This window comes from Longispora fulva, from assembly GCF_015751905.1.
Taxonomy (GTDB): Bacteria; Actinomycetota; Actinomycetes; order Mycobacteriales; family Micromonosporaceae; genus Longispora; species Longispora fulva.
The window spans coordinates 5,386,477-5,398,061 of the sequence record NZ_JADOUF010000001.1 but is presented as its reverse complement, the minus strand read 5'-3'; the positions used below and the strand labels follow the sequence as shown (position 1 = coordinate 5,398,061).

Genomic DNA, 11,585 nt, shown 5'->3' with positions numbered 1-11,585 from the left:
GTTCAGGCCGGGCCTCGGGGGTGCAGGCGGCCGGCGGTCAGGCCTGAGTGGATGGTGCGGGCCGTCTCGTGGGCGTCCAGGCCGCAGTGCCTGGCCGCCGTGGTCAGGGCTGATCGGACGGTGTGGGCGTCCAGGAGGTCGGCACCGACGAGTTGGCCGAGGCGGAAGGCCGCAGCGTTCAGGGTGTCGTTGCGCTCGCCGGGTTGGGCGGCGGCTACCCGGTGGGCCTCGCCCTCCACGGCAGCGCGGACCCAGGCGGTGGCCTCGGCGCGGCGGGGGCGGGGGACCCTGGGCGGACCCGGGCGGTCCGGGGCGGGGGAGCGGCGCGGGGTCGAGGTCAGGCGCAGCAGGCGGGGCGGGCAGGGCGGGAGGGGGAACTCCGCCGGGCGGAGCCACTCGTACCGGTGGCCGGACGCGTGCCGGGACGGCGGGGCGACCACGTAGCCGCCGACCCCGCGCCAGTCCACGCCGTCGAGGATCCGGACCCGGTTGCCGTGACCCGTGGCCGCCCACCACAGGTGCCAGCCGCCGGAGCCGGTGCGCACGACCGGGCCGAGGGGGTGGCCGGCGAGCAGGCCGAGCACCACGGTGAACTGCCCTGGCCGGTCGATGTCGCACACGTCGGCGAGCGTGCCGGTGCGCAGTCCGATGTTCGCGTCCGGCCACCGTCGCCACCAGGCTCTGACCTGCCCGACATCGGTACTCGCCTGGAGCAGGCCCCGGGGCAGTCTGGGGTGCTTGCCCGGGGAGGAGCAGTCGGGCCGCCGGCACGAGCAGGCGGTGGGGGCCGGGTTGTGCAGGGGGAGGACGGGCAGGCCGGCGGCCGCGTACTCCTCGGCGGCCTCGCCGAGGGTGATTCCCGGCCGCAGCCCGGCCACCCCGGCCCAGGAGAACCCGGGGTCGAGTCGCGCCCACGTCTGCCGTTCGCTCATCACGGACCGCCTTCCCGACGCTACGGGCGGTGCTTCCCCGACCGTAGCGTGGAATCGACTGATCTGGATAGACCTGGCCGCGGGCTCCGCACGTCCGAAGGCGTCAACTTAGGTTGACGATCCGAGAGGTCGTCAACTAAAGTTGACGCATGACGGAACCGGAGGAACTCGCCACGGCGGCCAGCGGAGCGGACGCGAAGGCCGGCCTCAAAGCCGTGCTCGCCCTGCGTCGGCTGGCCGAGGCGCTGGAGGCCCTTCAGGTGGACAACGCCCGACGGCAGGGCTGGTCCTGGCAGGAGATCGCCGAAGCGCTCGAGGTGAGCAAGCAGGCGGTGCACAAGAAGCACTCTGGCCGTCCGCCGCTCTCAGGCTCCTGACGGGGCCACACCATCACGGTCCACGGGAGGAACGATGTTCGAACGGTTCACTGTCCAGGCCCGCGCGGCGGTCGTCCGCGCCCAGCGGGAGGCACGGGACCTCGGTGCCGCCAAGGTCGGTACAGAGCACCTGCTGCTCGCGGTGCTCGACCCGGAGGCGGGTCTGGCGTACACGGTGCTGCACGCCGCGGGGGTCGACCGCGACCGGGTCCGCGAGGAGGTGCGGCGGCTTTCAGCGCCCCGGCAGCTCGGCGAGGACGACGCCGCGGCACTGCGGGCGATCGGGATCGACCTCGACGCTGTCCGGGCCCGGGTCGAGGAGACGTTCGGGGAAGGGGCGCTCCAGCCGGCCGAACCGGAGCGGGGCCGGGGATTCCTCCGCCGCCGGGCGACGGGCGGGCGGTGGTTCACGCCCCGGGCGAAGAAGGTGTTGGAGCTGTCGCTGCGGGAGGCGCTGCATCTGGGGCACCGCTACATCGGCTCGGAGCATCTGCTGCTCGGGCTGGTCCGGGAGGGCGAGGGGCTGGCCGCGCGGATCCTTACCGGCTCCGGGCTCACCCTCGACGACCTCCGCGCCCGGGTCCTCACGGAACTCCGCGACGCCGCCTGAGGCGCGGGTCGACCGCGGAGGCGCGCTGGCCGTGGCCGGGTGCGTCGGCCGGGATCGGCAGGTGACCCGTTTCCGGGGCGCGTGGGGCAGAATCAGTCAGTGATCTTCACAATCCTGGGACCGGTCGAGGCACGGCACGCGGACGGGACCCCCGTTGCGGTCGGCGGCCCCAGGGTGCGAGGTCTGCTCGCGCTGCTCCTCCTCGACGCCGGCCGCCTGGTCCCGACAGAACGCCTGGTCGACGGCCTGTACGGCGAACACCCGCCGACCGGCGCGGCCAACGCGCTCCAGTCCCAGGTCAGCCGGCTCCGCAGGGGACTGGGCGACAGCGACCTGGTCGAGTTCCACCCGGCCGGCTACCGGCTCGCCGTCGACCCGCAGGACGTGGACGCGCACCGGTTCGAGCGGCTCGCCCGCGACGGCCAGCGCGCCCTCGCCGCCGGGGACCACGCCGGAGCCGCCGACCTGTTGCGCGAGGCGCTCGACCTGTGGCGCGGGCCGGCGCTCGCCGACGTGACCGACGCGCCGTTCGCTGAGGGCCAGGCTGCACGGCTCGCGGAGCTGCGGGCGGCGGCCGTCGAGGACCGGGCGGAGGCGGACCTGGCGCTCGGCGGGCACCGGGAGGTGGTGGCGCGGCTGCGGGAGCTGGTCGCGGAGTACCCGTTGCGGGAGCGGGCACGCGGGCAACTGATGCGCGCGCTGTCCGGCAGCGGCCGACAGGCCGAAGCCCTCGCCGAGTACGAGGACACCCGGCGACTGCTCGCCGAGGAGCTGGGGGCCGACCCGTCGGCGGAGCTCACGGCCGTACACGTCTCCGTTCTGCGGGGTGAGATCGCCGCCCCGTCGCGGCAGCGGCTCGGGCTGCCCGCCCAGTTGACCAGCTTCGTCGGCCGGGCAGAGGAGCTGGACCGGATCGCGGCGCTGCTCGCCGGCACCCGGCTGGTCACCCTCACCGGGCCGGGCGGGGCCGGCAAGACCCGGCTCGCGATCGAGGCGAGCGGGCTCGGCCGGGGTGAGGCGTGCTTCGTGGACCTGGCGCCGCTGGGCGACGGGGCGGAGGTGCCGCAGGCGGTGCTCGCGGCGCTCGGCCTGCGCGAGGGCGGCCTGCTGCCGTCGGCGGGCGGCCCGGCGGACCCGACGGAACGGCTGGTCGCGGCACTCACCGACCGGCCGCTGCTCCTGATCCTCGACAACTGCGAGCACGTCATCGACCACGCCGCCCGGCTGGCCCACCGGCTGCTCGGCGCGTGCCCGGGGCTGCGGGTGCTCGCCACCAGCCGCGAGGCGCTCGGCATCACCGGCGAGTCCCTGTGCCCGGTGCGCCAACTGCCGCTGCCGCCGCCCGGCACCCCGGCCGGGCAGGCGGTCGGGTACCCGGCGGTCCGGCTGTTCGTCGACCGGGCGACCGCCGTGCGCCCCGACTTCGCGCTCGACGACACCGTGGACGGCGTGCTGCGGATCTGCGCGGCGCTCGACGGTTCGCCGCTGGCGATCGAGCTGGCGGCGGCCCGGCTGCGGTCCCTGACCGTGGCGGAGGTCGACGCCCGGCTCGACGACCGGTTCCGGCTGCTGTCCCGGGGCAGTCGGACCGCCGCCGCCCGGCACCAGACGCTGCGCGCCGTCGTCGAGTGGAGCTGGGACCTGCTGTCCGACGCGGAGAAGACCCTGGCCCGGCGGCTGACCGTGTTCAACGGGGGGCTCACCCTCGAAGCGGCAGCCGCCGTATGCGGGTTGCCGGCCGAAGACGTGGACGAACTGCTCGCCGACCTCGCCGACAAGTCACTGATCGAGGACGCCGGCGGCCGGTACCGGATGCTCGACACCATCCGGGTGTTCTGCGCCGAACGGCTGGCCGAGTCCGGCGAGGAGGAGCGGTTCCGCCGCGCGCACGCCGGGTACTTCCTCGACCTCGCCCGGCGCGCCGACACGTTCCTGCGCGGACACGGGCAGCTGACCTGGCTCGCCCGGCTCGCCGCTGAGCACCCCAACACGCAGGCCGCCGTGCGCTGGGCGGCACGCGCCGACCCGGCGCTGGCGTTGCACCTGGTGGCGGCCCTGTCCTGGGACTGGTGGCTGCGCGGCCTGCGCGGCGAGGGCGCGCCGCTGGCCGGTGAGATCCTCGACGCCGTGGGGACCAGTCCACCGGCGGACCTGCACGAGGAGTACGTGCTGTGCGTGCTCAACACGATGGCCGTCGGCACGGGCCAGCCGGTGCTCGTCGAGCGGCTCGAACGGGCCCAGGAGCTGATGGCCGGCATCGACCACACGCTGAAGTACCCGTTCACGACGGTGCTCTGGGCGTTGGCCGCCGGGCCGCACCGCACGGATGAGGGCGCGTACCTGCGGCAGCTCGGCTCCGACCCCTGGTCCCTGGCGCTGTACCGGCTAGGTATGGGCTACCAGCACCAGTTCGGCGGGAACCTGGCCGAGTCCGAGCCGGAGTTCGAGGCGGGGCTGGCGGCGTTCCGCGAACTCGGCGACCGGTGGGGGATGGCCAACACCCTCGACCCGCTGGCCCTGCTCGCCGAGGCGCGCGGCGACCACGACCGGTCCATCGCGCTGATGGGCGAAGCCCTGGAACTGGTCGAACAGCTCGGCGCGCTGGAGGACCTGGCGGACCTGCTCGGCCGGCGCGGCGACAGCCTCGTCCGGCGCGGGGACCTCGACGCGGCCGGCGTCGACTACGAGCGGTCCGAGGAGCTGATCCGCCGGGCCGGCGCGCCGGAGAAGCTGGCCGGCGCGCACGGGCGGCTCGGCGACCTGGCCCGGTACCGCGGCGACCTGCCCGCGGCCCGCCGGCTGTTCGAGACCGCGCTGCGCGAGTGCACGACGGCGACGTTCGGCGGCGAGATGGCCCGCGCGGTGATCCTGACCGGACTCGGCCGGGTGCAGGTCGCCGAGGGGGCCGCCGACGAGGCGCGGACCACGCTCGGGCAGGCCCTGCGGATCGGCATGGACCACCCGAACATGCTCACGGTCGCCCTCGTCGTCGAGGCGCTCGCCGGGGTCGCGCTGCTCGACGGGGACCCGGAGCGGGCGGCGCTCCTGCTCGGCACGGTCGTCCCGCTGCGGGGTGCGTCGCTCGCCGGGGACCGCGACGTGGCGGGGACCGTGGCCGCGACGACGGAGCTGCTGGGCGAGGACGGGTTCGCCGCGGCCCACGCGCGGGGTGCCGGCATGACCCGCGACGAGGTGCTCGCGCTCCTGCGGCGCTAGCCTGTCAGCGCACGGTGCGCGACCGGTCAGCGCGCGCGCCGACAGTACCCCCATGAGCATCTCGCCGGCCCGCAAGTGGGCCACCCTCGTCGTCTGCTGCCTCGCCGGTCTCGTCCTCGCCATCGACATGACGGCCCTGCACCTGGCCATCCCCGGCCTGATCCGGGATCTCGACCCCACCGCCACCCAGATCCTGTGGATCGCCGACGCGTACGGCTTCGCCCTCGCCGGCCTCCTCGTCACCATGGGCGGCCTCGGTGACCGGATCGGCCGCAAGCGCCTGCTGCTGATCGGCATGGCCGCCTTCGCCGCCGCGTCGGCCGCCACCGCCTACGCCGCCAGCCCCGAACTCCTGATCGCGGCCCGGGCACTGCTCGGCGTCGCGGGCGCCACGATCATGCCGTCGACCCTGTCGATCGTGCGGAACGTGTTCACCGACCCGAAGGAGCGCACGGCGGCCGTCGGCATCTCCACCGGCGTGGTGGGCGCCGGCATCGGCCTCGGACCGGTACTCGGCGGCGCGGTCCTCGACCACTTCTGGTGGGGCTCGGTGTTCCTGATCAACGTGCCGATCATGGCCGCGATCCTGCTCGCCGCCGTGTTCGTGCTCCCGGAGTCGCGGGACCCGAGGCCGGGCCGCCTGGACGTCCCCAGCGTGCCGCTGTCCATCGTCGGCGTGCTCGGCGTCGTGTACGCCATCACCGAGTCCACCCACGGCGGCGTCACCCAGCCCAAGGTGCTGGTGGCCCTCGGGATCGGCCTGGTCGGCCTGGCGCTGTTCGTCCGCCGGCAGTCCCGGCTCGCCGAGCCCCTGATCGACGTGCGGCTGTTCCGCCGGGCGGCGTTCTCCGGCTCCATCGGCGCGAACCTGTTCGCCATGTTCGCGATGGTGGCCCAGTCCCTGATCTTCGCCCAGTACTTCCAGCTCGTGCTCGGCTGGTCGCCGTGGCAGGCGGGACTCGCCGGTCTGCCCGGGGCGCTCGCGGCGATGACCGGCGGCGCGCTGGCCGCCCCGCTGATCACGGCGATGGGCCGGGCGCGGGTCGTTGCACTCGGCATGGCGATCTGCGCGGCGGGCTTCGTCCTCTACGTCCTGGTCACCGGTGCCGACGGCGGCTATCTGCCCATGCTCGGCGCGATGGTCCCGTCCGGGTTCGGGATGGGCATGGCGCTCACCGTCACCTCCGACACGATCCTCGCCTCGGTGTCCAAGGACCGGGCCGGCGCGGCCTCGGCGATCTCCGAGACGGCCACCGAGCTGGGCGGGGCGCTGGGCATGGCGGTGCTGGGCAGCGTGCTGAACGCGGCGTACCGGGGGAGCCTCGACCTGCCGGCCGGGCTGCCGGCCGGGGCCGTCGACGGGGTGCGCGACTCGCTCGGCGGCGCGATGCAGGTGGCCCGGGGGTTGCCGGAGCAGCTCGCCGGTCAGGTGGTGCGCGCGGCGCAGGGGGCGTTCCTGGACGGCATGCACGTGGCCCTGTACTGCAGCGCCGGGATGGCGGCCCTGGTGGCACTGGCCGCGCTGGTCACCCTGCGGTCGGTCCCGAAGGTGATCGAGGAGACCCCGGCGGACGCCGGCCCGGCCGAGACGCTGGTCCCGGCCCGACAGTGATCTGCAACGTGGCAGGGAGGCCGCCGATTCGGTGGCCTCCAGCCGCGCTGTCACCCCGCAACGGCCGCCCCCGCCTCCACCCGCCGGCGCGCCCGGTCCCGTTCCGCCCACCGCACCGCCGGCCCCATCGCGCAGGCCGCCACCAGGAACAGCCCGCCGAGCAGGACCCACCCGGGGGCGCCCCAGCCGAGGACCAGGGTCGTGAGCAGCACCGGCCCGAGCATCCTGGCCACGGCGGTCCCGGTCCCGAAGAACCCCTGGTACTGCCCCTGCTTGCCCGCCGGGGCCAGCCCGAAACTGATCTCCCACGCGCCACTGGCCTGCATCATCTCGCCGATCACCTGCAGCGCGGCGGCGAGCAGCAGGATGGCGGCCGAGGTCCACTTCGGGCGGCCGTCGCCTGATAGGGCGTACACGGCGCAGGAGCCGAGCATGACGGCTCCGGCGTACCGGATCAGCCGGGTCGCCGAGCGCAGGTCCGTGACCCGCCGGGCGACCCGGACCTGGAACAGCACGACGCTGAGCGTGTTGAGCACGAGCAGCGCGGACACCAACCAGCGCGGCGCCTCGGTCCTCGTCACGATCCACAGCGGGATAACCAGACTGAACAGCGGCATGTACAGCAGCAGCACGGTGTTGAGCAGCGTGATCAGCGCGTACGGCCGGTCGCGGAGCACGGCCAGCCGGGGTTCCCCCGTGACCCCGGCCGGCACGGCGGCCACCGACGGTAGCCGGCGCAGGACGAGCGCGGCGAGCAGGAAGCTCAGCGCGTCGACGGTGAACACCGCGAGGTACGCGCGCGGGGTGTCCAGGTACAGCGCGATCCCGCCGAGGGCCGCGCCGACGGCGAGCCCGGCGTTCACGGTCGACTGGAGGGCCGCGCGGACCCTGGTGCGGTCGCCCGGGTCGACGAGGCCGGCGAGCAGTGCCTGGCGGGCGGCGGTCAGTCCGCACTGGCAGCAGGCGTACACGCACGCGGCGAGCACGAACAGTGGGAACGACCGGACGACCAGGAACGCCGACACGGACACCCCGGTGGCGACGGCGAGCGCGACGGCCGTGCCGCGTGGGCCCCGGCGGTCGGCGAGGTGCCCGAGCGGGACTCCGGCGACGGCCCCGACGGCCCAGCCGATGGTCAGCGCGAATCCGATCTGGGGGGCGGACAGGCCGATCACCCGGGCGAAGTACAGCGCGGAGCAGACGATGAACGCGCCGTCGCCGACGGAACTGGCTAGCTGGGCGAGAGCCAGCCGCCGCCCGGGGGACCTGCTCATCTCTCCACCACCGGTCTCCCGTTGCGGGGCCGCTTGATCTCGGAGAACCCGTCGATCGTGGCCAGGGTCCGCACCGCGTCCCACAGCCGGCCGGCCTCCTCGCCGCGCGGGGTGGGGCTGACCACCGGCCCGAAGAAGGCCGCCCCGGCGACCTGGATCACGGGGGTACCGGCGGCGTCGCCCACCAGATCCATCCCGGCCCTGTGGCTGGCCAGCAGCGACTCGTCGTGGTCGGAGGTGTCGGCGGCGTCGGCGAGCACCGGGTCGAGGCCCAGGGCGGTGAGGGCCGCGACGTACAGTTCGGGGCCGATCGGGGCCTTGTCCAGGTGGATCCGCTCGCCGATCGCGGTGTAGAAGTCCCGCAGCGCGTCCGGGCCGTACTTGTCCTCGACGGCGATGGCGACCCGGACCGGGCCCATGCCGGGGGTCAGCCACTCGCGGTACCACGGGTCGATCTCCCGGCCGTCGTTGAGCACCACGAGGCTCATGACGTGGAAGCGGACCCGCACGTCGCGGACCCGTTCGGCCTCCAACAGCCACCGCGAGGCGATCCATGCCCACGGGCACCGGGGGTCGAACCACATGTCGATGATCTCCATGGCGTTCACTCTAGGGAGTAGATTGGCCAGGTAGAAGATCCAATTTTGACGAGTACGGGTGGGCCAATCGGTGGACTTCCACGTGACCCTGGCCGGGCGCGGCGACCTGACCGCCCGGATCTACCGCCAGCTCCTCGACGCGATCCTCGACGGCCGGCTGCGGACCGGCGAGCGGCTGCCCCCGACCCGGGAGCTGGCCGCGAGCCTGGAGGTGTCCCGCAACACGGTCGCCGCGGCGTACGACCAGCTCACAGCCGAGGGCTTCCTCGTCGGCCGGGTGGGCGCGGGCACCTTCGTCGCCGACGAGTCGGTGACCCGGGTCGCCGCCCGCCGGGCGTCCCGGCACGCGCCGCCCGGCCGCAGCCTGCGCCCCCGCCGGCTGTGGTCGACGATCCCGGTCCCGGCGCCGCCCGGGCCGCCGCCGGAGTTCGACTTCCGGGTCGGCATGCCCGACCGGGGGCTGTTCCCGGCCGGGGAGTGGCGGCGGCTCGTCTCCGCCGAGCTGCGTACCGTCCCCCCGGCCGCCTATGCCGACCCCGCCGGCCACCCCGGTCTGCGCGCGGCGATCGCCCGGCACGTCGGGGTGTCCCGCTCGGTGCGGGCCGGCGCCGACGACGTCCTCGTCACCCAGGGCGCGCAGCAGGCCCTGGACCTGGTGGGCCGGGTACTGCTCGAACCGGGCGGCTGCGTCGCGGTCGAGGAGCCGGGCTACCCGCCGGCCCGCCGGCTGTTCGGGTCCCTCGGCGCCCGGGTGGTGGGCGTGCCAGTGGACGCCGAGGGACTGGTCGTCGACGCGATCCCGCCCGAGGCGCGGCTGGTCTACGTCACCCCGTCGCACCAGTTCCCGCTGGGCACGCCCATGTCACCCGGCCGGCGGGCGGCGCTGCTCGGCTGGGCGGAGCTGCACCGCACCGTGATCGTGGAGGACGACTACGACAGCGAGTTCCGGTACTCCGACCGGCCCCTCGAACCGTTGCAGAGCCTGGACAGCGCCGGCCGGGTGATCTACGTGGGCTCGTTCTCCAAGACGATGCTCCCGGCGCTGCGGCTCGGGTTCCTGATCGCCCCCGCCTCGCTGCACGACGCGCTGCGCACCGCCAAGCAGCTCACGGACTGGCACGGTGACCTGTACGCCCAGGGGGCGATGGCCCGGTTCATCGAGGACGGCTCGCTCGCCCGGCACATCCGACGGGCGAGCCGGGAGTACGGCCAACGCCGGGAGCGGATCATCGCTGCCGTGGCCGACCGGTTCGAGCTGGTGCCGTCGGCGGCCGGGCTGCACCTGTGCGCCCGGTCGGGGCCGGAGGCCGGGGAGATCATGGCCAGGGCCGCCGCCGTCGGGGTGGCCGTGGAGTCCCTGGCGAACTACTGCGGCGACGCGCCCCAGCACGGTCTGGTGATCGGCTGGGGCGCGGTGTCGCGGGTGGAGGAGGGGCTGCGCCGGCTCCGGGAGTGCTTCTGAGAAACCGGCTCCGGGAGTGCCCCGGAGACCGGCGCGTGCCGGGGGAGGTGTCGCCGTAACCGGATAGAGGTTTAACGGTTTTTGCGGATGCCCAGCATGGTGAAGGCCAACCCCGCGATGGCCACCGCCGTGACCACGGTCAGCGCCGGGTAGTAGCTGTCCAGCACCTCCCGGGGCGTGCTGACCTTGCCGGCCGAGGCGATCACGGCCGTCACCGCAGCGATCACGATCGCGCCGCCGACCTGCATCGACGTCTGCACCAGCCCGGAGGCCAGGCCCTGCTCGGAGTCCTCGACCCCGGTGGTGGCCTGGATGTTGAGGGTCGGGAACGCCAGCGCGAAGCCGAATCCGAGGCAGATGATGCTCGGCAGCACCTCGGAGACGTAGTGCGGCTCGGCCCCGATCCGCAGGAACAGCGCGTAGCCGACCACGAAGAACACGAATCCGGCGGCGACGACCTTTCCGGCGCCGAACCGGTTGACCAGGAACCCGGCGCGCGGCGCGCCGACGGCCACCATCAGGCCGGCGGGCAGGAACGCCAGCGCCATGCTCAGCGGGGACCAACCGAGCAGCGACTGCATGTACATCGTGCCGATGAACTGGAAGCCCACGTAGGAGCCGAACATCGACATCGCGGCCAGGTTCGCCGAGACCACCGACCGGTTGCGGAAGATGCCGAACCGGACGAGCGGGTGCGCCGCCCGCAGTTCGATGGCGACGAACGCGACGAGCAGGGCGACGGCCAGGGCGATCTCCAGGAGGGTGCTCACCGCGAGCCAGCCGACCGTGGGGGCCTGCACGACGGCGTACACCAGGATCAGCAGGCCGGCGGTGCTGGTCACGGCACCGGCGATGTCGTAGCCGCCCCGGTTCTCCGGCGCGTGGTCGCGGGGGATGAGTCGGGCGCCGAACGCGAGGACGGCCAGCGCGATCGGGACCGGCAGCAGGAACGTCCACCGCCATCCGACCGAGGTCATCAGGCCGCCGAGGATCAGGCCCGAGGAGAAGCCGGTGGCGCCGAACCCGGCGTAGATGCTCAGCGCCTTGTTGCGGGCCGGGCCCTCCGGGAACGTGGTCGTGATGATGGACAGGCCCGCCGGGGCGGTGAACGCCGCGGCGACGCCCTTGATGAACCGGGTCGCGATCAGCAGCGTCGGGTCGCTGACCAGGCCGCCGAGCAGGGAGGCGGCGGCGAAGACGGCGAGGGCGATCAGGAACACCCTGCGCCGGCCGAGCAGGTCGGCGGTGCGACCGCCGAGCAGGAGCAGGCCGCCGTAGCCGAGGATGTAGCCGCTCACGATCCACTGCAGGGACGAGGGGTTCAGGCCCAGCTCGCCGGCGATCGACGGGAGCGCGACGCCGACCATCGAGATGTCGAGTCCGTCGAGGAAGAGCGCGCCGCAGAGCACGACGAGCGCGCCCCAGAGGCGAGGGGTCCAGGTGACTGTTGGGGCTGGAGGGGCAAGGGTTGCCGCGGAGGTCATGATCACCAATCTACATGCA

9 protein-coding genes are annotated in these 11,585 nt (G+C 74.2%); 5 read left to right on the top strand and 4 right to left on the bottom strand.

Going from position 1 to position 11,585, the window contains the following annotated elements; genetic code table 11:
- Positions 1-2: 2 nt before the first annotated feature.
- The gene (locus tag IW245_RS24245) at positions 3-932 is read right to left on the bottom strand and encodes a bifunctional DNA primase/polymerase (protein WP_197005464.1); all 930 of its coding nucleotides are present in this window, start codon (positions 930-932) and stop codon (positions 3-5) included.
- A gap of 149 nt (positions 933-1,081) precedes the next feature.
- Between IW245_RS24245 and IW245_RS24240 the strand changes: the two genes are divergently transcribed.
- The 4 genes from IW245_RS24240 to IW245_RS24225 all read left to right on the top strand — a co-directional run bounded on the left by IW245_RS24240 (position 1,082) and on the right by IW245_RS24225 (position 6,747).
- Positions 1,082-1,309 carry an RNA polymerase subunit sigma-70 gene (locus IW245_RS24240; protein WP_197005463.1) on the top strand — a complete coding sequence of 76 codons (228 nt, stop codon included), beginning with the start codon at positions 1,082-1,084 and terminating at the stop codon, positions 1,307-1,309.
- A 34-nt stretch (positions 1,310-1,343) separates the two neighbouring features.
- A complete protein-coding gene (locus IW245_RS24235) occupies positions 1,344-1,919 on the top strand; it encodes a Clp protease N-terminal domain-containing protein (RefSeq protein WP_197005462.1) in 576 nt (191 codons plus the stop codon).
- A gap of 99 nt (positions 1,920-2,018) precedes the next feature.
- The gene (locus tag IW245_RS24230) at positions 2,019-5,135 is read left to right on the top strand and encodes an ATP-binding protein (protein WP_197005461.1); all 3,117 of its coding nucleotides are present in this window, start codon (positions 2,019-2,021) and stop codon (positions 5,133-5,135) included.
- 52 nt (positions 5,136-5,187) lie between these two features.
- On the top strand, positions 5,188-6,747 hold the full coding sequence (locus IW245_RS24225; RefSeq protein ID WP_197005460.1) for an MFS transporter: 1,560 nt from the start codon (positions 5,188-5,190) through the stop codon (positions 6,745-6,747).
- A gap of 50 nt (positions 6,748-6,797) precedes the next feature.
- Here the strand turns inward: IW245_RS24225 and IW245_RS24220 are convergent, their stop codons facing one another.
- The gene (locus IW245_RS24220) at positions 6,798-8,021 is read right to left on the bottom strand and encodes an MFS transporter (RefSeq protein WP_197005459.1); all 1,224 of its coding nucleotides are present in this window, start codon (positions 8,019-8,021) and stop codon (positions 6,798-6,800) included.
- Positions 8,018-8,629, bottom strand: a complete 612-nt coding sequence (locus IW245_RS24215) for a mycothiol-dependent nitroreductase Rv2466c family protein (RefSeq protein WP_307788910.1) — start codon at positions 8,627-8,629, stop codon at positions 8,018-8,020. The genes IW245_RS24220 and IW245_RS24215 overlap by 4 nt, the downstream gene beginning before the upstream one ends.
- Positions 8,630-8,678: 49 nt before the next feature.
- On the opposite strand from IW245_RS24215, the gene pdxR reads away from it, so the two are divergent.
- Complete coding sequence (pdxR, locus tag IW245_RS24210; RefSeq protein ID WP_233472909.1) at positions 8,679-10,082, top strand: MocR-like pyridoxine biosynthesis transcription factor PdxR; 1,404 nt, start codon at positions 8,679-8,681, stop codon at positions 10,080-10,082.
- A 71-nt stretch (positions 10,083-10,153) separates the two neighbouring features.
- Here the strand turns inward: pdxR and IW245_RS24205 are convergent, their stop codons facing one another.
- The gene (locus IW245_RS24205) at positions 10,154-11,566 is read right to left on the bottom strand and encodes an MFS transporter (protein ID WP_197005457.1); all 1,413 of its coding nucleotides are present in this window, start codon (positions 11,564-11,566) and stop codon (positions 10,154-10,156) included.
- Positions 11,567-11,585 lie beyond the last annotated feature (19 nt).

Coding starts and splice junctions, on each gene's coding strand:
- IW245_RS24220 (WP_197005459.1), bottom strand. CDS start 8,021: ATGAGCAGGTCCCCCGGGCGGCGGCTGGCTCTCGCCCAGCTAGCCAGT.
- IW245_RS24205 (WP_197005457.1), bottom strand. CDS start 11,566: ATGACCTCCGCGGCAACCCTTGCCCCTCCAGCCCCAACAGTCACCTGG.
- IW245_RS24225 (WP_197005460.1), top strand. CDS start 5,188: ATGAGCATCTCGCCGGCCCGCAAGTGGGCCACCCTCGTCGTCTGCTGC.
- IW245_RS24245 (WP_197005464.1), bottom strand. CDS start 932: ATGAGCGAACGGCAGACGTGGGCGCGACTCGACCCCGGGTTCTCCTGG.
- IW245_RS24235 (WP_197005462.1), top strand. CDS start 1,344: ATGTTCGAACGGTTCACTGTCCAGGCCCGCGCGGCGGTCGTCCGCGCC.
- IW245_RS24240 (WP_197005463.1), top strand. CDS start 1,082: ATGACGGAACCGGAGGAACTCGCCACGGCGGCCAGCGGAGCGGACGCG.